At 24.1% G+C, this 23,796-nt stretch carries 27 protein-coding genes; 15 read left to right on the top strand and 12 right to left on the bottom strand.

From position 1 onward, the window contains the following. The first annotated feature begins 239 nt into the window (after positions 1-239). The 6 genes from ACOBME_RS11240 to ACOBME_RS11215 all read left to right on the top strand — a co-directional run bounded on the left by ACOBME_RS11240 (position 240) and on the right by ACOBME_RS11215 (position 3,040). On the top strand, positions 240-461 hold the full coding sequence (locus tag ACOBME_RS11240; protein ID WP_338963241.1) for a hypothetical protein: 222 nt from the start codon (positions 240-242) through the stop codon (positions 459-461). 1 nt (position 462) lies between these two features. Further along, positions 463-600, top strand: coding sequence for a hypothetical protein (locus tag ACOBME_RS11235; protein WP_338963239.1), 138 nt, complete (start codon positions 463-465; stop codon positions 598-600). Positions 601-602: 2 nt separating this feature from the next. Then, positions 603-1,304 (top strand): kinetochore Spc7 family protein, encoded by a 702-nt coding sequence (locus tag ACOBME_RS11230; protein ID WP_338963619.1) that lies wholly within the window; start codon positions 603-605, stop codon positions 1,302-1,304. 1 nt (position 1,305) lies between these two features. Continuing rightward, the gene (locus ACOBME_RS11225; protein WP_338963407.1) at positions 1,306-2,196 is read left to right on the top strand and encodes a recombinase RecT; all 891 of its coding nucleotides are present in this window, start codon (positions 1,306-1,308) and stop codon (positions 2,194-2,196) included. Then, the gene (locus tag ACOBME_RS11220; protein WP_419334039.1) at positions 2,181-2,645 is read left to right on the top strand and encodes a hypothetical protein; all 465 of its coding nucleotides are present in this window, start codon (positions 2,181-2,183) and stop codon (positions 2,643-2,645) included. The genes ACOBME_RS11225 and ACOBME_RS11220 overlap by 16 nt, the downstream gene beginning before the upstream one ends. Positions 2,646-2,830: 185 nt before the next feature. Next, positions 2,831-3,040, top strand: a complete 210-nt coding sequence (locus ACOBME_RS11215; RefSeq protein ID WP_338963231.1) for a hypothetical protein — start codon at positions 2,831-2,833, stop codon at positions 3,038-3,040. Between the two features lie 19 nt (positions 3,041-3,059). Here ACOBME_RS11215 and ACOBME_RS11210 read toward each other — a convergent pair whose 3' ends face one another. Together ACOBME_RS11210 and ACOBME_RS11205 are read right to left on the bottom strand one after the other, a co-directional pair. Next, positions 3,060-3,398 carry a hypothetical protein gene (locus ACOBME_RS11210; protein WP_338963556.1) on the bottom strand — a complete coding sequence of 113 codons (339 nt, stop codon included), beginning with the start codon at positions 3,396-3,398 and terminating at the stop codon, positions 3,060-3,062. Between the two features lie 73 nt (positions 3,399-3,471). Further along, entirely contained in the window at positions 3,472-3,765 is a 294-nt protein-coding gene (locus ACOBME_RS11205) for a hypothetical protein (protein ID WP_419334037.1), read from the bottom strand. A gap of 110 nt (positions 3,766-3,875) precedes the next feature. Here ACOBME_RS11205 and ACOBME_RS11200 point away from each other — a divergent pair, with 110 nt between their 5' ends. Both ACOBME_RS11200 and ACOBME_RS11195 read left to right on the top strand, forming a co-directional pair. Then, entirely contained in the window at positions 3,876-4,643 is a 768-nt protein-coding gene (locus tag ACOBME_RS11200; RefSeq protein WP_419333855.1) for a hypothetical protein, read from the top strand. A 3-nt stretch (positions 4,644-4,646) separates the two neighbouring features. Then, positions 4,647-7,868, top strand: a complete 3,222-nt coding sequence (locus tag ACOBME_RS11195) for a hypothetical protein (protein WP_419333857.1) — start codon at positions 4,647-4,649, stop codon at positions 7,866-7,868. Between the two features lie 34 nt (positions 7,869-7,902). Here ACOBME_RS11195 and ACOBME_RS11190 read toward each other — a convergent pair whose 3' ends face one another. Together ACOBME_RS11190 and ACOBME_RS11185 are read right to left on the bottom strand one after the other, a co-directional pair. Next, positions 7,903-8,421: a lipoprotein gene (locus tag ACOBME_RS11190; RefSeq protein ID WP_419333859.1), complete on the bottom strand. Its 519-nt coding sequence runs from the start codon at positions 8,419-8,421 to the stop codon at positions 7,903-7,905. Positions 8,422-8,437: 16 nt separating this feature from the next. Beyond that, entirely contained in the window at positions 8,438-9,148 is a 711-nt protein-coding gene (locus ACOBME_RS11185; RefSeq protein ID WP_419333861.1) for a hypothetical protein, read from the bottom strand. A gap of 311 nt (positions 9,149-9,459) precedes the next feature. Between ACOBME_RS11185 and ACOBME_RS11180 the strand changes: the two genes are divergently transcribed. From ACOBME_RS11180 to ACOBME_RS11160, 5 genes are read left to right on the top strand one after another with little or no spacing between them, the layout of a single operon-like run. After that, positions 9,460-9,921, top strand: a complete 462-nt coding sequence (locus tag ACOBME_RS11180; RefSeq protein ID WP_419333862.1) for a hypothetical protein — start codon at positions 9,460-9,462, stop codon at positions 9,919-9,921. 17 nt (positions 9,922-9,938) lie between these two features. Beyond that, entirely contained in the window at positions 9,939-11,303 is a 1,365-nt protein-coding gene (locus ACOBME_RS11175; protein ID WP_419333864.1) for a hypothetical protein, read from the top strand. Positions 11,304-11,309: 6 nt separating this feature from the next. Beyond that, complete coding sequence (locus ACOBME_RS11170; protein WP_419333846.1) at positions 11,310-12,248, top strand: hypothetical protein; 939 nt, start codon at positions 11,310-11,312, stop codon at positions 12,246-12,248. Further along, the gene (locus tag ACOBME_RS11165) at positions 12,238-13,419 is read left to right on the top strand and encodes a hypothetical protein (protein WP_338963396.1); all 1,182 of its coding nucleotides are present in this window, start codon (positions 12,238-12,240) and stop codon (positions 13,417-13,419) included. The genes ACOBME_RS11170 and ACOBME_RS11165 overlap by 11 nt, the downstream gene beginning before the upstream one ends. 16 nt (positions 13,420-13,435) lie before the next feature. After that, positions 13,436-13,756, top strand: coding sequence for a hypothetical protein (locus ACOBME_RS11160; protein WP_419333867.1), 321 nt, complete (start codon positions 13,436-13,438; stop codon positions 13,754-13,756). On the opposite strand, the gene ACOBME_RS11155 is transcribed toward ACOBME_RS11160, so the two are convergent. Genes ACOBME_RS11155 through ACOBME_RS11140 form a run of 4 tightly spaced genes read right to left on the bottom strand, consistent with a single transcriptional unit; the run spans position 13,716 to position 16,404 of the window. After that, complete coding sequence (locus ACOBME_RS11155; RefSeq protein WP_419333868.1) at positions 13,716-14,282, bottom strand: hypothetical protein; 567 nt, start codon at positions 14,280-14,282, stop codon at positions 13,716-13,718. The genes ACOBME_RS11160 and ACOBME_RS11155 overlap by 41 nt on opposite strands. Then, a complete protein-coding gene (locus ACOBME_RS11150) occupies positions 14,275-14,553 on the bottom strand; it encodes a hypothetical protein (protein ID WP_338963373.1) in 279 nt (92 codons plus the stop codon). Before ACOBME_RS11150 ends, ACOBME_RS11155 begins: the two co-directional genes overlap by 8 nt. Beyond that, positions 14,553-16,013 (bottom strand): PBSX family phage terminase large subunit, encoded by a 1,461-nt coding sequence (locus ACOBME_RS11145; protein ID WP_419334034.1) that lies wholly within the window; start codon positions 16,011-16,013, stop codon positions 14,553-14,555. The genes ACOBME_RS11150 and ACOBME_RS11145 overlap by 1 nt, the downstream gene beginning before the upstream one ends. After that, a complete protein-coding gene (locus ACOBME_RS11140) occupies positions 16,006-16,404 on the bottom strand; it encodes a hypothetical protein (RefSeq protein ID WP_338965659.1) in 399 nt (132 codons plus the stop codon). Before ACOBME_RS11140 ends, ACOBME_RS11145 begins: the two co-directional genes overlap by 8 nt. A 332-nt stretch (positions 16,405-16,736) precedes the next feature. On the opposite strand from ACOBME_RS11140, the gene ACOBME_RS11135 reads away from it, so the two are divergent. After that, positions 16,737-17,720, top strand: coding sequence for an IS30 family transposase (locus ACOBME_RS11135; protein WP_338963245.1), 984 nt, complete (start codon positions 16,737-16,739; stop codon positions 17,718-17,720). Between the two features lie 440 nt (positions 17,721-18,160). Further along, entirely contained in the window at positions 18,161-18,643 is a 483-nt protein-coding gene (locus ACOBME_RS11130) for a lipoprotein (protein WP_419335224.1), read from the top strand. Positions 18,644-18,657: 14 nt separating this feature from the next. Here ACOBME_RS11130 and ACOBME_RS11125 read toward each other — a convergent pair whose 3' ends face one another. The 4 genes from ACOBME_RS11125 to ACOBME_RS11110 are packed head-to-tail and all read right to left on the bottom strand — an operon-like array spanning position 18,658 to position 23,784. Further along, positions 18,658-21,078 (bottom strand): hypothetical protein, encoded by a 2,421-nt coding sequence (locus tag ACOBME_RS11125; RefSeq protein ID WP_419335303.1) that lies wholly within the window; start codon positions 21,076-21,078, stop codon positions 18,658-18,660. Beyond that, entirely contained in the window at positions 21,078-22,331 is a 1,254-nt protein-coding gene (locus ACOBME_RS11120) for a hypothetical protein (protein WP_338966244.1), read from the bottom strand. The genes ACOBME_RS11125 and ACOBME_RS11120 overlap by 1 nt, the downstream gene beginning before the upstream one ends. Before the next feature lie 13 nt (positions 22,332-22,344). Continuing rightward, positions 22,345-22,614 carry a hypothetical protein gene (locus ACOBME_RS11115; RefSeq protein ID WP_338966242.1) on the bottom strand — a complete coding sequence of 90 codons (270 nt, stop codon included), beginning with the start codon at positions 22,612-22,614 and terminating at the stop codon, positions 22,345-22,347. 15 nt (positions 22,615-22,629) lie between these two features. Continuing rightward, positions 22,630-23,784: a hypothetical protein gene (locus ACOBME_RS11110; protein WP_419335302.1), complete on the bottom strand. Its 1,155-nt coding sequence runs from the start codon at positions 23,782-23,784 to the stop codon at positions 22,630-22,632. Positions 23,785-23,796: the final 12 nt, after the last annotated feature.

Genomic DNA, 23,796 nt, shown 5'->3' with positions numbered 1-23,796 from the left:
AAACTGAACGCTTTGACCTGAAATGGTGCGGATGAAGAGAGAGAATTCTCTGGCATTATCTTATAAAAACAACTGTCGATTATTAAACATTAAACAATAAAACATACCGCCACCGCTCACCCGCAGTGAAGCGGATGGCGTAGTAAATAAATAGATAAATACTTAATTATATAACTAACTCTCGCTTTGGCACTTTCACTTTGGAGTGAGTGCCAGCGAGTTAAAAATAGGAGGTAAATATGACAATCAAAAATCTAATATCAATATATATGTACAATGATTTTTGTATTAATATATTTGATAATAAAACAGGGCAAAAAGAAAATATTAATGATGATATTAATTTAATTAAAAATGAAGAAGCACATTTATTAAATCAAGAAATAACTTATTTTGATATTAAAGAACAAAAAGGAAGAAAATTAATAGAAATATTAATAGCAAAGAACGAGGTAAATTAGTATGTGAAAAGATGAAAATGGTTATGTTTATACTGAAGAAGATTTATTTAATATGGCATTAGAAGAATGTCATTCAGAAGAAAGTGCTTATGAATATATTGATAATTTAATTAATGAAATGGAATTAGAGGAAATTTAATTATGGCAGATTTAAAATTAAATAATGAAGTTAAAAATATTACGTATCCATTTTATTTAAAAGGAAATAATTTTAAAGAATTAAGTTTAAAAGCATTAACAATTAAAAAATGAATTGATGAAAATGGACAAGAATTAGCAGAATTTATATATCGACAACAAGCTTGATTAATAAATGGAGAATATAAATCACAATCACTAAAAGATTTAAAATTAGTAGTTTCAAAAATTGATTATATTTTTAGAGAACCATTAGAATTAATAAAATCTTTTAAAGATGAATTAAATTTTATTAGAAAAGATATTTTGAATTTAGAAAATAATATTAAGAATAATCATGATTCTTTAAAAAATAATGTTATTAATATTCAATTTCAAAAACAAAATGAAATTATTGAAACTCATAAAAAAGAACAATTTTTAGAAATTAAAAGTGTAGCAAAAAAAGAGCAAGAATTAAAAATTATTACTAGTAATTTTCGGAAAGAAAAATTATTAATTAAAGATATTGAGGTTATTGGTATTAATGATGATTTTTTACAAAATGCTGATAAATTAGAACTTATTAATCTTATTAAAAATTATTTAGTTGTTGATGAACAAATTGTTAAAAATGAAATTAAAGATCAGTGAGATAGTAATAAAGATATTAATTTAATTGGGGTTAAAGGTATTAATTTTAAAATAAATAAAGGAGAAAAATAATATGGCAAATATTGTTGAATTTTTAAGAACAGATAAAGCAACAGAATGAATAAAAAGTAAATTTTCTAATGAAAATGAAATTGCAAGATTTAAAAGTAATATAGTTGCAATATCAAATAGTAATGAATTATTACAAAAAGCAGATCCAAAAACAATTATGACTGCTTGTTATCAAGGAGTTTTATTAAATTTACCAATGGAAAAACAATTTGGTTATGCTTATGTAGTTCCATATAATACTAAAATAACAAGAATTATTAACGGTCGCGAAATCCAAGAATGAATTAATCAAGCTCAATTTCAAATAGGTTATAAAGGTTATATTCAATTAGCACAAAGAAGTGGTCAATATTTAGATATGTCAGTATCAGATGTTAGAGAAAATGAATTAGTAAATTATGATCGTTTAAAAGGAACTAGTTTTAATTGAATTCAAAATGAAGATGAAAGAGAAAAATTACCAATTATTGGTTATGTAGCATACTTTAAAATGGTTAATGGTTTTGGAAAAACTTTATATATGACCAAAGAACAAATGGAAAATCATTTTATGAAATATTCTAAAACTTATGCTAAAAATAAATCATTTTATATTGCTAGTTTTGATGAAATGGCATTAAAAACAGTATTAACATCTTTATTAAGAAAATGAGGTATTATGTCTGTTGAATTACAACAAGCTTATAAATCAGATCAGGCAGTTATTACAACTAATGATGAAAAGATTTATATTGATAATGATAGCAATATAAGCATAAATAAGGGTCAAATTAGTAATGAAAATATATCAAGTGAAGAAGTGACAGATAATAATTTAGTTAAAGAAGAAGATATATCAAATGTAGTGCCAACAATTAATAATAACAACGATGAGGAATGAGCCACTTGATAAAAATAGGTATTGACCCATCAGGAACAGGTACTACTGCTATTGTTATTTATGAAGATAATAAATTAATTGAAAAATTAGAATTTACAAATAAAAATTGAAAAGAACAATATCAATTTATTAATGATAAATTGTTTGATTATGAAGAAAAAATTAATATTGAAGATTGTTTATATACATCTGCTAATGCAAGTAAAGATAGGGATGATTTATTAAGATTATTAGGAGCATTATCTGTTTATAAATATTTTATTAATTGAGTATCACCAAAAAATACTAAATCAGTTGTTAAAAATATGGAAAATTTAAGTAAATATAATGATAGTTGTATATGAAAATTTGATAAAGATACTAATTTAACTTATCAATATGGTAAAGGTTGAAAATATAATAATGATAAAATAAGTAATCATTTACGAGATGCCATTATTATTGCTAATTATGAAAGTTAATATTATGAAACATTCATATAATCAAAAAACTGGAAAATATTATTCTTGCAAAATTAGGAATGTTAATATTTACTTAAATAAAAACGAAGAAAAAGTTTGAAATGAATTAAATTTTAATACTTATTCTCAAAAAATAGAATACCTTATTAACTTTTATATAACACATTATAAAGGAAATAAAGAATATGAATAATTATATTTTATGTTATCGATCTGAACAAGGTAATCGCCCTTGTAAAAACCCTCGTGGTGAATATATAATTGGGATTGATAAACAAGATGTAGATATTAATTCAACTGAATACTGAGAATATTATAAAAATAATTATGGAAAAAATAATTTAGTTATTTGTAAAGTTAAAAATTTAGACTTAATATTAGAAAATAAAAAATAACCAATTAAGGTTATTTTTTTTAAATACTATTTGTTAGTTTTTTAATAGCATCTTTTTGTGCTTGTTTTTTGTCATTTACTTTAACTTGTTTTTTAACATTTTTAATTTGACCTGTTTTTAATGCTAATTCTGTTGCATAATCAGGTCCTCGTAAATGTTTTTCGTGAGCAATAACAGCAGTTCTTAATTCTCTAATTTCTGCTTTATATTTTTTAATTTTTTTAGCAGATAATCCAAGAATACCAAGACTACCCATTCCACCAGCACCCGCTAATACAAGTAAAGCAATTACTATTTCATTACTAATTTCCATTTCTTTATTTCCTTTCTTATCCTTACTCAAACAGTGGCCATCCATTCTTTCAGAACAAAATAATTTATAAATTAAACTATATAACCACCCAAAAATATCAACCGCCCCTATATATAGTTTATTTTAAATTTAATTCTTTGTTATTTTCTTCTTGTTTTTTAGTATATTCATCTTGCATATTTTTAAATATTTCTTCTGTTATACCATCCAAATTATTTCATTGTTTTGCTATTCTTGGTTGAATAACACGCGGATTAATACGGCAGTTCAAACAATGTCTTAAATGGTCTTTTTTTCATTTTGATTTATCAATTCAAATAATAATTAAAGAAATTATTAAAGTAATTAAAGGTAAAATTGTAAATACTAATCCCATTTTAGATATTTTTAATCGTGGAATATCAATTTTCATATCTACTTTTGGTTTACTACTAGCAACAAATATACCTTGAATTCCATATGTAAAATGAACCTAATCCATTATTCTTATCAACATCAACTACATTAAACACACGACCTACAATGGCAAATTGTTATAAATTACAATTTGATTTAGAAGATAGTTTTAATATTAAATCAAAAGAAAGATGAGCAAATCGTACGCATTGATATGGAATATTAGATGATGATTTAATGACTGCTTATAACAAGGGTAATAAAAAAGTATTACAAGATGCTTTTGATGATATTTTTATTCAATCAGGTCAATCAGCAGTTGATGGTCAATTATCCCAATCTTTACAAGTAGTACAAGGTACACCAACCTTAGAAACATATACCGAAGACCAAAAAGCTATTATTGAACAAGTATACTTAGCATGTCATTTTTCTAGTCCTTTTGGTGATAAATCAGATAATGACCAAAATAAAACACAGTCATTATTAACTAAAACAAAAGACTTAGAAAAACAAGCATATTTACAAGCATATCGTAAGCAATATTATACAAAAGTGTTTGATACCGTTTTAAAATATTACGGTTTATGAGATGGTACTGGTGAAAGACCTTATGGTTTTGATTTTGTTAGTGCTAGTTTAGTAGATCAAATGCGACAAAATGAATTAATTACTGCTAGATTAGATAATGGCACAATGGAACCAATAAGAGCAATTACTGAATATGAAAATATTGATGAATTAGAAGCAGCAAAATATTTAGAAAAAATAGAAGCATGACAAGATAAAATGCAAGCCAAAGAAATAGAACATAATAATAAATTAATGGAATATGATGAAACTGGTAATAATCAAAATGCCTTACAAGGTAGAACAGAAATTAAGGAGAATTAAAAAATGAGTAGAATTAACCCAGGGGTTATCGAAGAATTACGAAGACAAGCCCATGATACTTTAATAGATATTAGAGAAAACATAAAAGACAATCGCCATTGAATGGTATTTCCTTTTAATGTTTATAGTTCATATATTCCTGATACTGAAACAGGTTGAAAACCTAATAATGCTAAACCAAGTGATTATGGTAGTTATTCACGCATATTTGATAATATGGAAAGTACTATTGCACAATGACAAGATAGTTTAAAAATAGTGCAAAAATATAAAGGTGAAGAAATTAATATATTAACGATTGATGATTTTAATAAACAACCAATTAATTCAACTATATGAGTAAATAATGAAACACCTTTTGCGATAAAATTAAAAGATGAAAATAATAATGTTTATTGAAAATTAATTGATGGTGAAAACATTTATGATATTAATAGAATGCTAGAATACTTAAAGCAATATAAATTAAGTTATTTTATGAATAATGATAATAAAGCAGATAACTTTTATACAAAAGAAGTTAAAGTTGGTAAATATTGAGATGCTTATATGATTGATGATAGAAGTTCAATTCAATTTGGTGAAGCCAAATTTGAACAAGTATTTACACAACAATCAACTGAAAGAAAATATACTTTATTAATTTTAGATGAAGATGCAGATAAATTAAATATTAATGATTATTATAATTTTTATACTGTATTTAATGACCGTGGTTTAAATATTGGTGGTGGTGATATTAATTCTGCACCCCAAGATAGACAATGATTATATCCATCAAATGTTATTAATTATTATTCACCTTATGATGGTAGTTTTTTATGACAAGAAATTACCTTTTCAAGTATTAATGACAAAATTAGTAATAGTGGTTTGGCAGTACGACAATTTATTCAAACATCAGCACCAGGTGAAGGTTATTGTTTTCCTAAAATAACTTATGATGAAAAACTAAATAAAGGTATTGTTGAATTAGATGAAGTTTTATTAAAAGACCCAGGTGTTAGAGCAATGGCAGTTAAATTTTATGGTAATCCTATCTTTTTTGATATGCCTGTTATTGGTCGACCAATTATTAAAGGTGAATTTAATAAAAAAGTTATGAATTCAAGAGATTTATTAATGTATAACATGTATCCTGCCCCACCTGATAAAATAAATACTTATGCATCACCCGAAGTAAGTTGATATAACATTCAAGGGATACAACCAACTATTATTACTGGATATAAAGATTGAAAAGAACATATTCAATCAATGTCTGATTTTTGAATTGAAAAAAATAATGAGGGTATGGTAATAACAGATAAAGCAAGTTCAACAGCAACCAATCCGACTGTTGGAACAACTATTAAGGAAGAAAATTCAAATTCTAAACCTTATTGGTCTAAAAGTTGAATGATTACTCCACCAAATCAAGTAAAAGTAAATAGTGGAACTGTTAATAATATTATTAGTACCCAAGCGTCATCATATTTTAGAAGAAAAGATGAATTTGGTAATACTATTGGAAGTGTTCAAATTGAATATAATAAAATGGGTTCGTGTAATGTTTGAGACATTTTAAATATGAATAATTTTATTAATCGCCAAATTACCGTATTACCTTTAAACTATACGCAAAAATTAGTCTTTAATCCTTTTACTATACCTGCTATTGGAAAGTTTTTAAACTTTGTTTCTTTTGGTATTCCTTGGGACTGAATTGGAAATTTAACAATTACCCAAGATGATAAATGACCTAATTTTCCATGACTTAATGGTTTTATGAGTGCTAATGTTTATAGTTTTTATAACGATGCCTTTTGAGGTGATAAGTCTGCTGGTAAAGGTTATTTACCATTTGAAATATTTAGAGAACAAGGAAATGATAAAATTGGTGCTATCTTTGGAGCAAATGCCACTAGTTTAGGTTTTACTACTTTATTAACTGATAAAATACAAGGCAATGTTTTAGAAAAAGATGGCAAACCAACTGAACGAATAACTTATTCAACTTATAATTTAAAACAATTAAACCCCAAAACTAATCGTATATATTTAATTAATGAAGAAACCAAAGCAGTTGATGCACAAACATCAGTTAGTGATAGTGAAAAAGATAATGATTGTGAATTCTTACAAACACCTGATGGTACAAATTGTAGTTATATAATTGATATGTTTTCAATACAAGCATTATATAAAGGTAATTTTGAAATTATCTTTTATGCTGATAATCCATATACAAATAATGAAGAAGATTATTTACGATTATCAGTATGAAGTTTTAGAGGTAAAACAAAAAGTGTCTTAAATAATTATTTACGAGATATGACAACTAATTATAAAACTAGTTTTCTATTACCACATGATTATGAAATACCAACATTTAATTACCCACAATATGTCTTGCCACCAGTGCCATATAACTATCAACCTTATACCAAAGATATTTTGCCTTCCGATGTAGTATTACCATTATTAACTAAAATTATAGCACCAGCACAATGTAGAAAAGTTAACACCACATTATACCCTGATGTTAATTTATTCTCTAATGAATTTAATTCTGCTTATTATGAAATAGAAATTGATTTAAAACAAATTGACCCAACAATTCAAAGTATTAGTAAATTTCAAGATGCTTATAAAACTGTTGAAATAAGTAATTTAGGTAATTTACAAGTTGAATGTGGACCACCAAATATAGAAAATTTTATTCCTAATAGAAATGTTAATATTACTTTTGGCGGCGTTTCTGGATGTACTAATAAAAATTCATTGTCTAGTATAAAATTACTAAAAAGTGGTCGTTCACAAACTGATAAAGTTAATTTTGATAATACAATAACTTTATATACTGATAATATCAGAGTAAATGATGTTCAAACATTTTTTACTGCATATACTAATGGATTACCAAGTTATGATGATTATTTTAGCAAATATGTATCAAAAAATGAATTAACTATTAGAGTTTCTTTTACACTTAAATCAACAAAATTATTTAATAGTGATAAAGATGAAATTAAAAAAACAGAATTACAGGCATATTATACAAATGATATGAAATTAAAAATTAGATTTATAAAATTAATTCATGCAGAATTAATTTTAGGGGCAGATAGTTATTTAAGTTTTGGTAATGATAAAGTTATTGTATTAGATGTTGATAATCCTAATGTTTTAGGTATTAGAAATAAAAGTGATAATCCAGTTAAAATTACAATAAAACCAAGATAAAAATAAAAAGAGATTTAATATCTCTTTTTAGTTCTTACTTAACTTTTATATTGCCATCTTTATCAACTTCTAAATTTTCTAAATTAGGAGGTTCTTGTGTATCTAAATTTCAACGATAAACTGATTTAAAATATGAACCATCATCAGCATATAAAGTATTATTTGTATTAATAATTCCTTCTTTAATTAATAAAGTATAATAACGAAATCTTGGCGGTTTAAAAATAAGACTATATTTAGCATAATTATCTATTTTTTTTTCATTATCTATATCATTTAAAAATTTAGCGATTCTTCATTCCTTATTTTTATCACCACGTCATACTACATAATATCATTTATTATCAACATTATTAAATGGTTTTTCTTGTGGTGCTGTTCATTCTAAATTGTCTTTAATTTCTTGGTTATTTGTTTTAATTTTGTTTTCTTTTTTTAATTGTGCTAATTCTTCGGGTGTATATTCATGTTGTGGTGTATTACAAGCAACTAAACTGGTTGTACTGGTTCCTATTAAAGTGATTGTTCCTAAAAGACTTAATATTTTTTTCATTTATTTTAAATCTTAACTATTTTTCAACATCTAAAAAAACAGTTGCTTCGCCAGTATAAATTGTTGAGTCACTTGAAAATACTGTAATCCTTTTTTCATTATTATTGTATAAATCATCAATAATATTTTTAATTCCTATCTTAGTTATATCTAATTGAGGATTTTTATCTTTTAAAAAATCTTTAATTTGTTGTTCGGTTAGTAATCCTTTTTCATTATTAATTTTAACTGTTCCTAAAATAGGATTTGAAATAATTTTAGATAATTCATTTATTTTATTTAAATTGTTATTTTCTAAATCTATAATTTTTATTCTATAAACATGAATAGTGTTATTTAAATCTTTTCAATTAAACCTAACAAAATTATCAGTACTACTAAAATCAATAACTGATGCTGGTTTAAAGCTTAGTAATTTAATCGATATAGCATTATTATTATTATTTTTATTATTTACAAAGTAAATATTTTTATCATTTATATAATATTTATTATTTCTATTATCAAAACCTAAAAATCTAATATAACTTTCATTTTCATTAACTCCATATATTTTTTCAATAATTGATTTACGTTTACCATTTTCTATAATTTGATAGAAAACACTAACACCACTATCAGTTTCTGTATTATGTTCTTCTTTTTGATAAGGACTAGCGGCAATTGTTGTTGGTACAGCAGTTCCACTAATAGTTAATACACTTAATAAACTAAGTAATTTTTTCATACTTGTTTTTCTCCTTTTATTAATCTTGAAACTTTTTATCAAGATCTAACTGCATTATATATATATATATATATGTATACAAGCAAAATTATGAATTATGTAATAATTTTATTCTTAAAAATAATGCTTATTACGCGTTTTAATGACTAAATTAGTAATCAAATATATTAAGTTTAGTTATAATATATAAAAAGTATTGTATTAGTAAAATATTAGTATATAATTAAATTATAGGTTTAATCTTTTTCCATAAAAAAGAGTTTATGCTGACTTGTTAATCGGACAAGAATAAAAAAAGAGAGGTTTATAAAATGGCACTTACAAAAGAACAATTAATCGAACAAGGTTTAAGTGAAGAGATTGCTGAAAATATCTTAAATCAGTTTAATAATGAAGCAAAGCAAATTAGAGAAAGTGTGCAAAAACGCGAAGATGTTATATCAAAAGAAGACTTTATTAAATTATCTAATGAATTAGATGAATTAAAAGCTTTTAAAGATGTTCCATCTACTAAAATTGAAGATATTAAAACTAATTTAGATAAAGTTAGTGGTAATTCTTTAAGTGAAAAAATGCAAACTTTAAAAGAATTAAAACCTGATTTGTTTGTACAAGAACAACCATCAGTTTCACCTGGTAATTTAATTAAAGAAATGATTGAAAAATCAACTGAAAATAAAAATAATGAAATTGAAACCATTAAAGAAAAAGGAGCATATACTCCTGATGAAATTAAAAAGTTAACTGATTATACACTTAAAAACCTTAGATAATAAGGGAGTGAAATATTATGGCAACAATCAATTTGCCACAAGTACCTTTTACATTACAAGGTAATACAACAGGTCAAAAAGCCTATGTTGATATGGTTAATGCTTTATTGCGTGGACCTTTATATAATGAATATGCAAGTATTATGCAGTATGCTACTGCAACCGCAGAACAAGTTGCTTGATTACCTAATGCAGGACAAGCATTATATAATTTAACACATCGTGTGGTATGACAAGATGATTATTCATTACCAAATGGTGGGACAACGCAAACAATGGGATTAACAAGAATTCCAGTTCCGATTGATAAAAGATTTAATTTAAAATTAATGAATGAGGCTTTTGACTTGGCATTAATAGAACAAAATATTAAAAATGGTGTTATTGCTGATGCTATTTCTAGTGTTGTACAAAATAAATTTGTTAATTTAGAATGTGAATTAATTCAGGCTATTTATGATTATTGTTTAGCAGATGGTCAATATGAAGTAATTCCATTTCGTAGTTATACAGCTGAAAATGCTGATGATGCAAATAAAGCATTCTTTACATTAAATGAAACATTGATTGAATTAACAAATCAAATTAGTAATTTATATTTTGGTTTGCCAACCGATAAAATGTTTATGGTTTTAGGTCGTAGAGCCTATTTAGGATTAACACCTGCGTATTTAAAAGTAATTGGTTCACAAGCTCAATTAAAAGCAATGGTTAATGGTGAATTATATGAAAATACTGCAATGGGTATTCCTGTATCTAAAAGTTTTCATTTAGAAAAAACATATACAAAAGGACAAGTTAACCGTGATAAAGGTTATAATTTTACTAATGTAAATGGTTTAATTATTAATAAACAAGTATGAGCTTATCCAATTAATATGGATACTATTCAACAAGTTTTAGATAATGATACTGCTAACCCTAAATGAATTGGTAAAGTACAATATGCAACACCAACAATTTTATATCCAAAAACATGTAAAATTATTTTAGAAAAAGCGCCAACCCAAGATGAAATTAATACTGCCAAAAGTAATCTAAATAAAACTTTTAGAGTGCCCGTTGATTATGTAATTCCATCATCAAATAAAATTGATATTAGTGGGATTAATAAATTAGATAAACCAACTATTCACGTTACAGACCCAACACAAACAACAGCAGAACAATTAAAACCACAATTTAAAGCTGTCGTTTTAAAAGCAGTTAAAGCCATAGATAGTTCTTTAACTGAGAATGATTATGATTACTTTATTGAAAGTAAAGGTGAAGATTGACCAATTAATATTACAAATGATAAAACTGTTGAAGTTCAAATTCAAGGTAAAAATAACGCTAGTGGTCAAACAAATCCGATTGATGTAGTAATTAAAAATTCTTAATAAACAATGAATTTACTAATATTACGAGTTTTAACTTTATTAGTAACTAATTTAGAAAATAAACCTTTAATAAGTAAATTTGTAAATTTAATTAATAGAGTTAATAAAGTTCAAAATAAAATATTAAAGCCAATTAATTATATTACTGATAAATATAATAAAATTACAAGTAAAGTTGAAGATATTTATCAGTGATTAAATCCATTTACTTATTTAGATTTAATTAAAAAAGGTCATAAAAAAGAAATTCAACAAATATTAAGTCAATTAGAAAAAGATAATAATATTAAAAATAGAAAACAATTTAAAAATGAAAATTATCTAAATACTAATTGACAACCTTTAAATAGTAGTTGACTTGATAGTGGAATGTTTAATATAACTAATAAATTAACTTTAACAGGTAATTTAACTATTTTAATATATACAAAAACAGCAAAACATCCGAAATTTTATGGACCTTATGTTTATCCTAGTGTTCCAGTTGAAATATGAAAATTATTAAGTAATGCTGTATCTAATGCAGGAACTTTATTTTGGCGTTATTGATTAAGAAAATGATTACCTAGTCATTTAAAAAATTATATTAAAAAACGATTACCACAAGCATTAAAAGAAAAATACCCCAAAGGAACTACTAAATTAACATTACCAACAGTTCAAAAATTAAATCAAATTAAAAAGTTTATTAATAATTTAAAAATTGGACATTTTAATTTTAATTTTGCTGGTGAAATTAATAATAAAAAATGATATAGTGAACGCCGAAGTGATGTTAAAAATATTAAGAATTTATATAAAACACCAGTTAAAAATAAATTTTATCAGGTTAATAAATCTATTAAAGCAATTAATAAAACCAAAAGAAAGGTTAATAGTTATAAACCAAATAATTTAAAAAATAAATATCGTAATCAATTAAGGGGTGTTTTATATGGAAAATAATTTAAGTAATTTGTTATTTATAACAGTTGAAGATGTTAAAGCAAGTAAACTTTGACAACCTATTAATGATCGTAAACAATCTGCTTATAATGATAATTTAATTTATAATGCTATTTTAAAAACTAGTTTATGAATGGATAGATTATCAGGTGGAACAATTTCAGATAAAATTAATAAAAAAGATTTGTTTCCTTGAGTAAAAAAAGATAATACTGGTTTAATTGAATATGATAAATGATTAAGTTATATTCAATCTGCTTGTTTATTAGCAGTTATAAATTGATATTTACCAAAAGGAGTTAATGATTTAACTGGTAGTGCTTCATTTTCACAAGGTGGAGTTGCTTATTCACAAACTAATGACCCAGAAGCAAATGAAAATATTACTCGTGATGTTAAAAATGCTTTAAAATTAGCAGGTGAAATTATTGATATTATATCTAGTAAAACAGTATCTAGACCTTATAATTATAGTTTAGATAATTATGCTCATCCATGAGAAGAAGAATATAAGCATATTAGTAAAAAAACTTTTTATCCAACATTATTATTTTGATTAAAAGAACGATTACAAACTGATAATTCAATAAATATTACTTATCCTACTATTAATGATTTTTCTAAAATTGATTATAATGAGTGTATTAAATTAATAGTTCCCTTTGATAATAATACGATTTATTATGAAAATAATGTCTGAAAAGCAAAACAAAGTAGTGGTACTGATATAAAAATTGATAATAAAACTATCATTAAAAATGATAATGATGAGATTGAAGTTTCAGATTTAAAACAAGATAAATTAATAAGTGGTACAAATATTAAAACTATTAATGGTAATTCATTATTGGGGAATGGTGATATATCTATTAATACTGGTAATGATTGAGAATTAATTAATTATCCAGAAGCAAACGAAAAATTAACATTTAAAATTCCAGATTATGATTTAATAAAATATTACTATAAAATATCAATTTCAATAACAGATTATGCATCTGCTAATAAATTTGTAACATATTATTTTGAAACAATATCACAAAAATCAATATTTTCATTTTTAGCAGATAATTCTTATAAAAGAATAACAATTAAGCAAGATGGCTCAATTTCAAATGATACAAATAATATTGTTATTAAAGATTTAACAATTAAAAGAAAATTAATTTAGAAAGGATTTTTAATTAATGAAACAAAATAAAACAACTTGATTAAAGGGTGCCTTACCTTGAAATTGATTTAAAAAAGACCCTATTCCAACTTATAATTGAAATCATAAAGATATTAGAGAATGAGAAAGAAAATATAAAATTCGTAGTTGAGTAGTTAGTTTTTATACATTGATATTTTTAGCATTAAATTGTTGATTAGAATATGGCATGATTAATGCAATAAAAGATAATATTAATTGATATAATTATGGACAATATTGAGGTAATGGAATTGCTATTTTACTAACACCTTTATTTACATTTCTCAGAAAGGTACTATACCTAATTTATTTTTAAATTCTTGTACTAAAACAGGTTTAACATCATCTTTAATTTGTGTTTTACTTTGTCCAACAACTACTTCATTATTTTTAGGTCAACCTTTAATAACTATTTTATCTTTGGTACAAATTAAATTTAAAATAAAACCACTGTCTGATTGATGATAATTTAATCAAATATCAGCACCTTGTTCAATTTCATTTATTTTACTTACTCGTGATGTAAAGTTAAAAGGGTTAATTCATAAATCAATATTGCCGTCATTAGTCTCTAATAAACCAAAGATAGTTTTACCCATTAAACTTGCTGTTAATTCATTTTTATCTAATTTTTCTTTTATTTTATAAGTTTCATATCATCAGTTTAATTTTTCTAAAATGTCTTTACGATGAGATTTAAATAAAATATCTTTACCATTTATTAATCGCATTTGATGACGAGCAATAATATTGGCTAAATTAATAGTTCAATCATAATTATAAAATTTTAAAACACTATTAATATCATTTAAGTTTGGTAAACTAGGAAAAGTATTATTCATTGTTATTTTGCTCCTTTAATTTTAAAATAAGTGCATAATTAATAATATTTACTGTTAATAAACTAGGTTCATTTGCTAAAACTTGTACACATACTTTAACTTTTTGATATTTCTTAATATATTCGTTATATAAATTTAATTTACATATTGCGATATTATCTTTTTTTAATTCTTGACAAAGTCTTTTTTTAACTTGTCCACAAACAGACATATATGGTCTTTTTGCATTAATTACTCTTTCATCGTGTATTACATAAATATCTTTTTTCATTAAGTTATTCACTCCCTTTGTTGTCATAATTTATAATCTGCTGAACTATTATGTTTAACCATATTAACTAATTCAAAGTGTAAAGCATAAAAATCACTATCAAATGTATCATCATATAAATCTAACATTCTCTCTTCTCTAGCATCTGGTTTATCTTCTCATTGAATTAATTCATATTGTGTTTTACTTACAGGACATTTTTCTCATAATCATTTTAATTGATTAGTATTAATTAACATTGTAAATGCTTCTACACGATGCTTTATTTTAAATTTCTGCTTTTGCGCTGGTTTAAAATGCATGTATTGACCAAAAGTATAATTGTATTTCTCTCGGTTTAAACTTTCTAATGTTGCATAAGCACTATCATCAACATTAATTGATATACCTTGTTGTATTAAATTAAAATATTGATTTAATTGATTATTATAAAACTCCAATATATCTTTTACTTGTTCTAATGGTCCTTTAAATTGTTGAGTAGCATTTGAGTGTGTGTATTCAGCAACTTTATAGGCTTTTTTATCAAATGAATTATATATTCAAAAACTCGCTGCTGTTGTATGTCCCTTAGGACTAGTAGAGTTTGCTAAGTCAACACCACCTAATAACTTAGTTGGTTGAATAATATCTGTTGCTTGCATAATATCAAGATATCTTGCAAAGATTGAACCACTAGTATTACCTGGTAAACCTCAACTCCAAACTCTTGCTCTTTCAATATCTAATTGTTCTAATCTTAATTGCTCATTAACTTTATCTTGTGGTAATTCATAATTTAATCTTCAACTAGAATAATGAATAATAATTTTCATATTTCATTTTTCAATATACTTAATTTGCTCATATTTACTACGCATTATTTCTTCATTAAAAGGTAATAATTCATTACAATAACCAACAATATATCTTTTTAAACTTTCAGGATTACATGTATTAATTGTTATTTTATTTTGATAACCACGAATAGCAAATTCTAAATCACTTAAATCTTTTTGTTGAAATTGGTCACATTCTTCTCTTCAATCAATTACTAATTTATATTTATTCAAATCAGCAAAAGCTTTTAATTTTTCTTTCCGGCTTGGTGAATGTAAACCTTTACAATATATTTTGCTACCATTTGATAAAGTAAAAGTAAAATTTGATAAGTTAATAGTATAAGGAATATGATTTTCATCTAACATATTTCAGATATTTTGAAATACACTATCTTTTAAATCCTTACTTCAATACATACTAGCAATGATACAAATTGGTTCTTTAATTAATAAACTAATTTTTAATAATTCACCAAACATTTTAATATTTGAAATAGTCTTACCACTATATCGTGTTCCAATTTGATTAATTTCATTAACTAATTCATATTTTTTAGCAAAGGGATATTTATTACCAATACTACTATTTTGTAATAATCAATAAGGAGTTTCTAACAAATAAGTAAAATGATTAAGCATTATTATCACTTTCTTTTTTAATATCTCTAATATCCGTTTGTAAATTAACAATTATTGGTTGTTGATTATTTAAGTTTAATTCTTGTTCTAACTGTTTTTCTTGCAGTGAATATTTATAATTAAATGCTCGTTGTCAATATAATTTAGCACCATCATGTGATTTCATCATAAAGTTAATTATTTCACTTTCAATTCTATCAACTTGTTTTTCAAGTAAAGGAACTATCTTTTCGCTCTTGTAAGTTTCGTGCTTTCATCTGTTAGAAAGATTGAATTCATTGGTTAAATCATTCAAAGTATATGGTTTATTGGGTGATTTATTTTCTCAAAATTGCTCTATTTTACGATAAAAAGTTGCCAAACTTGCTTTATTTGGATTAAATTCTTTCATTTTTTACTCCTTTTTGCATATTAAAATTGCTATTATTTAAACAATATGATTAAATAAAAGAGTAAACAATACTATAAAAATGTAACAAAAGAACCAACTCGGCTCTTTTTTTATTATCTATATTTTACATCAAAATAAAAAAAAGCAAATTACTTTACTTTTTATTTTAGTATACAAGCATATAGAGATAAATTGGAGCTTGTTACAATATAATTATATAATTAATAATATATTTGTCAATAATTTTAATTTAAAAAAATGTGAAAATTTATCTTTTTTATAAATTTAATGTATAACTATTTTTATAAAAGAATTGGAGGAAATATAGAGTAATGAAAGATTATACACATGTAAAATATGATGAACGAAGATTTTTTAAGGATTTATTTTTATCTGATAGTTGCAAAAAGAAAAATGGCACACTTAATTTATCTGAAATATCAAGACAAACAGGAAGAGATATTAATACTGTTAAAAGAGAAATTAATAGATTTACAAATATAGAAGATTATAATGCCCGTGAGGCACATGATGATTATTATAAAAAACGACAAAAGTGTATTAAAAAAATACCTACATTTACAGAAGAACAACAAGAATTTTTAAATTTACGATTTAATATTTTGGGTGATTCACCAGCAGAAATTATTCAGCGATTTTTAATAAAATTTGGTATCAAATTTCCTGCCTGTCTTAAAACATTTTATAAATGAATTTTTTTAGGTCTTTTGGGTTTGTTAAAGAAAAATTTATTAAATGGTGGTAGAAGAAATAGAACAAAGAAAAGACCTGATAATCGTGGGAAATTAGATGAAAGATTTAAATCAATATGAGATATTGAAAATAAAGAAACAGATGTTGGTTGATTTGAAATGGATACCGTAGTTGGAAAAGAACATCAATCTAGTTGTTTAGTTTTGACAGAGAAATCAAGTAAAAAATACTTTGCTATGAAATTAGAAGAACATACTGCTAATGAAGTTTTAGAAAAACTTAAACATATAGTTAGAATTAATGGTTTAGTTGGAAAAATTAAAGGAATAATAACTGATAGAGGAAAAGAATTTAGTAAGTTTGAAGAAATGGAAAAGATTACTGGTTCTAATGTTTATTTTTGTGACCCTGCTTCGCCTAATCAAAAACCATTAATTGAAAGACTAAACCGTGAATTTAGAAAACGATATGGTAGGGGGACAGATTTTAATCTTGTTACGCAACAAGAAATAGATTTAGTAGTCGATATTATAAATGAAAAATTAAGGCCTGTTCTTAATTGAAGAACTTCAAAAGAAGTATTTTTAGAGAATTTTAGATAAGTTTATTTGAAAAATTTAATAAATTATTTTTCAGTGTGTTTAAATATGCCAAAAATAGGGTAAATTTAAAAATAATTTATTTTTTTAAAAAAATAGTTGCACTTCTTTTAAAAAGTGTTATTATTAAAATAACAAGAGATAAATTTGGAGCTTAGATTTACATAATACGAGTGTTAAAAGACTTAATGTAAGCTTAGATACAAGTGATATTAGTGTTAGTAGAATTACAGATACGTCAGCTGATATAAATGGTTTTACTAGCTATAGCGATAGTTATAATTCAAATAAATATAAAGATTATAAAAGGGTTTATTTTACAGTAGAAGAACCATGTAGTTTTAAAAAATATGTTGCTAATCATATTACTTGAAAAAATTTAATTCCAGGATATGGATTTTATAATATGTTTAAATGTTAATAAATTTATAAATTAAATAAAAATGAAAAAAATATTATGCATTTTAAGTTCAATCACTTTAATAGAAACAAGTACAACAAGTTTAGTTGCTTGTAACACATCACAATATACTTATACTGAAAAAGAATTAGCAGATTTAAAAGAAAAAAATAATATAAATACAAAAGATGGTGTTTTAGAATGAATAGCAGCGCAAGAAAAACCATTTATTATTGTTGATAATAAATATTATTTTGTTGTATGACGAGGTAATGAAAATAATGATTGACGCATTGTTAAATTTAAACATTTTGAACAAAAAGAAAAAATTTTAGATAAGTATGATAAATATGAACTTAAAACATCACATTTTGGTGGTGATTTATTTATTTATAAAAATGGGTTTGTAAGTTATGATTGAAATAAAGATAATGGAACTTATTTTAAATCAGTTTATCGTTGAAATAGTGACAATGAACCAAATACAGATGTCAAAAATCAATTAAAAAGTTATTTAGATTTATAAATCTAAATAACTTTTTATACTTCTAATGCAATTAAAGATAATTTTTCATTTTTCTTGTGAAAAAGTTGTAAATTATTAATATTAATTTGTTCTTTTACAGGTGGATAAGAAAATATCACACTATTTGATTGTTTTAAAAAATTAACAACTGCAATATTTGAATATGATTTTTTATTTTCAAAACCATTTTTTCAAAGATATCAGGTATCAAATTCTATTAATTGCAAGTATGTATTTCTATCTTTTCCGCTGACTTTAGTTCCGATCGGAGTATTTTGAATTAGTTCTAAGTTTATATCTTTTCCTTGAATAATTTTTTCATTTGGTTTTTCAATAAAAATTCTGATATCATAGTTTCCATAATTTCATATTCCAGATATTTCAATTTGATTTAAATTAAATAATTTTTCATGCTTTTGAAAAGTTATTTCAATACTATCTTCAACCAAATCTTTGGTCATACTTGTTCAAACTGCCTTAGAATAAAGTAATCTATATCATTGCGAAAAATAGTTTAAATAGTCTTCTATTTTGTTATTAGAAATAATTAAATTAGTTAAATACTTATCATATTCTCCATCTGATAATTTAATTTCTGCTGGAATAAGAGAAGGGATATTGTTTGTTTCTAATTCATTTGTTATTGGTAATCAATTAAAATAATTGGCTTCTAATTGATAAATAGGATTTTCGGAGATATCTTTGTTTTTAACAGCTACTTTAATCTTATCATCATTGTTGCTGATATTATTTTTATTTTTTAAATTTCAGTCTGTAATTTGTCCTGTTTTTAAATTAATAATTGGTAAATTGGGCTCATTGTCACTATTTCAACGATAAACTGATTTAAAATAAGTTCCATTATCTTTATTTCAATCATAACTTACAAACCCATTTTTATAAATAAATAAATCACCACCAAAATGTGATGTTTTAAGTTTATATTTATCATACTTATCTAAAATTTTTTCTTTTTGTTCAAAATGTTTAAATTTAACAATGCGTCAATCATTATTTTCATTACCTCGTCATACAACAAAATAATATTTATTATCAACAATAATAAATGGTCTATCATTTGCATAAACTTCCATTCAGTAATTAATTGGTTCTGGAGGAACAGGACCACTACTATTAAAATTAAAATATAATGAATTTAATCCAACTTTACAATTTTCAAATACTCAATATCCTGTTTCTTGTTCTCTTGGATTAGAAACTAATTCAAAATAATAGGGAGCAAATAACTTAACATCATCATTATAACCTTTATTAATACTGTATTTGCTATATGTATAATTTGATAACATATAGATAATTTGTTTAAATCTTTTGACAATATCATCATTAATAAGAATTGGATTATCTAATTTTCAGTTTTCAAATAAACCATCAATGACATCTTCGGGTTTTTGTCCTTCGAATTTTTGGCGTAATTCAGCAGATTTATTGCTAGGATTACCTTTTTCGTCATATTTTGCCCCTTGAAATTTTCTATCATAATTATAACGATATGTTAAATAATTTAATAAAACTTTTTCTAAACCATTTTTATTTACTAAATCTAAAATATCTTTTCCTTGATATTTTTTGGCAATACTTCAGGGTAAAAAACTTCCTGTAAATCAATATTGAAATACTCTTAAATTAGGTTCTGTTTCTATTGGCATTGATAGTAAAGGAACTAAACTAGCATTTTCAACGATTGATGCTGGATAAGAATAAACACCATTTATATTGCCTCAACACTTAATATTGCCAAATAACATAGATTTTGGATATTTAATTTCAATCCCAGTAAATATTGTATCTTCGGGTAATGATTTTTGTAATACTAAATGAATACTATTTTGATTTTTTCATTTAAAGTCAGTTATTTTAACTAAATGCGTAGATTTAATAATATTAACACCATCAGGTGAATAAGGGCGTTTATATTCTTCAATGATATAACATTCATTTTTGTTGTCTTCACTAATTGGTTCATTAATAGATACTATTTTTAAGTCGTATGATTCTAAAAATACTTTGTCTTGTTTTGAAATATCATTAATTAAAATATCTTTTTCATCAATCATTACATAACTTGTACTATTATCTTGTACTGTGGTGTTTTGTTGAATTTGTAATTTAAAATTAAAGTCACTAATTTCATAACCAGTTATTTTAATATATTCATCTTTGTCAATAAAACCTATTTTAACGCTATTTTGAGAATAGTTTAAGGTTGGTTTTTGTTTTGTCTTAACAAGATGATTATTAATTTTATAAATATATAAGGTTCTAGCGCGGTCTTCTGTAAATAATTGTTCTAAATCGGGATCGCTATATTGTGATTGATTAGCAAAATCTAACGGAATACTATCAATTGAATAATCAATTGGTTCATCATTTTCCGCTAATTGTGCTAACATTTTTTCTGATGGTTTTAACATTATTCTTGTTCTCCTTCTTCATTAGTTATATTGATAATAGTTTCGTTATTTTTTAGTTGTCTGTTTAAAGTAGCATTTACTGGTAATCGAACATTAACAATTAACTCATCAATATTTTTAATATTAAATGTTCTACTGTTTAAAATCACATTATCATATTTAATTAACTTAATAATAAATTCAGTTAATTTAATTTCTCTAATGTATATCATTTGTTCATAAGAGGCGTTTGTTTGAATATTTACACCAGCAACTTCCGCTTGGGTTTGTTGAGCCCCCTTAGCAATCGCGGGAACATGATGGCGATTTATTTTATAATAATTAGTTAATAATCAATCATATATTTTGGTTAATTGTTCACCTTTAAAATTACCAGCGATATAGTCTACTGGTTGAAAATTACTATCAGGGTCTCCTTCAACTAATAACAAGTCATTTTCAACAAATGAAGCCAACATTTTACTAATTTCTTGGTCAACCACACCAGTAACCCCATTAGTATTAATAGTAAATTTACCACTATTTAATAATGGGTCTAACATTATTTTTTCAGCAATAATGTCTAAAATACTAGCAAATTGTTTACCATAACGAGCAGAAGGTTCAAAATTAGCGTTATTAGGAATAATTTCAATTGGTATAAAATCAATTGGTAATATTTCTTCTCTTTGCAAAGCTGTATAATTATTTCATTTAGCATCATCAATATATAAGTCGGTAATAGTACTGTATAATCGTGTTTTTAACTTTCTAATAACTTTTACTTGTTTAGTTACATAATCAATTTCTAATTTTTCAGTAATAAAAACACTCTGGTCATTTTTAATATAAGGGTCATAATCAAAAGTACAAGATACTAAATTACCCAATTCATCATATTGGTCATTGTAAAAATTAATAGTAATAAAATTAAGTTTTGAATTATTGGCAAAAATAAAATAGGCACCTTTACCATATTTATTGATTTTATATTCGTTATATCAATTTTTATTAGTAAAGTCCTGCATTTTTAAAAAGTTATTAATTAATTTAGTATCTAATTGTTGATTAATAATTGGATTATAAATGCTAATTTCTAAATTTCGTGGATTTAAAAAATTAGCATTATCTTCACAAATTCTTTTTTCTAAAATCTCATTATGTTTTTGCACAGTAACATTTTTACGATTAGTAATCGTTGATGCTAAATTAAGATAATAACTATCAATATCATAGCTTTTCTTTAATTTCTTTTTGGCAGGTAACAACCCCATTTATAACACCTCTTTATTTTGTTTCTTCTTTTTTAATAACATCTTCAATGCTATCTTGTCTTTGTTGTTTGTTATGAGTTTTGATAAATCTAATAGTTTCAATAATTAAAATAACAACTCCAAAACCATTAAGCATTGCACCAATAATTACATATGCAGGTCAACCAATTCCTAATTTAGTTGGTCCTATAAAACAAATAATGATTCCTGCTATAAAAAACAATGATGAAACTCCAAAGATTTTCAAAAACATAATTAAATCTTTAATAGTTACTTTTGGCATAAAAACATCTCCTTTCTAATTTACCTTTTTTCTTTCAACATGTAATGACATTAATTTATTATTTTCAGAACTTATTGCGCCATTTTTATTAAGTTTTATACCATTAAGGCCAGCAAATAAAATAAATTCATAATGATTTTTATATGTTTCAAACATAATATTAATAGTATCTCCGTCATTTTCATAAGTACCAATTCATAATTTGTATTTATATTTTGTAGAATCATAATTTCTAATTTGATATTTTTTGTCAGAAAAAGATACAAAATCACTTATATCAACTAATTCTCAATCATTACCATTATTAATAGATATATCACCATTACCTAATAATGAATTACCATTAATAGTTTTAATATTTGTACCACTTATTAATTTATCTTGTTTATTTATTAAAAAATTATCAATGGCATTTACATCATAATAATTACTTAATAAATCTTTTGCTGTTTTAACAATATATTTACCATTTTCTTTATCAATATAATCTTTATTTAAATCACTATCTTTAATAACATCAGTTGGGATATCGACACCTTGTTTTGTTTTTCAAACATTATTTTCATAATAAATAGTATCATTATCAAATGGAACATTTATTTCATTATTGTTATTTTTTATAATACTTTTATTGTCAATCTTAGTTTTTTCTTTTTCTATTAAAGCATCAACTTCTAACTGCGTATAATATGCTTCTAAATCTATCATTGTTAAATCAATACCTTCTTCTTGAAAAGTTCGAAACATTTTCTTTAAAGTTGTTAGATTAGCCAGTGATTTTGCATAGGTAGGCAATAGACCTTGTCATGTTGCCATAGGGTCATTTTGTGAAGAATAATTAATATCACCAACACTCATATTTGCCGAAGTAAAAAACTCAATCGGAATACGGTTAAATGTTCAATGCTCAATAGTAATAAACACCATATTAATACAAATTTTCTTTAATAATGGGTCTTTAAATGTTTCAAATTTTAGTTTTGAAAATGGATAGTTTAAATATGAATTAATCATATTTTGGGCTCTTAAAGCAAATGTTTTAAATCATAATTCTACATCACCTTTAAAGAACTTATTATAACGAACTGGAACTTGTATAATTTTACCTGTCATTGGAATAAAATTATTATAATTTTCCAAAGTAACATTTTGTCATAATTCATTTAACATTTAATCATCTCC

The organism is Spiroplasma endosymbiont of Sarcophaga variegata (assembly GCF_965178695.1).
GTDB classification, from domain to species: domain Bacteria; phylum Bacillota_I; class Bacilli_A; order Mycoplasmatales; family Mycoplasmataceae; genus Spiroplasma; species Spiroplasma poulsonii.
This window is presented reverse-complemented; position numbering and strand designations above follow the sequence as displayed.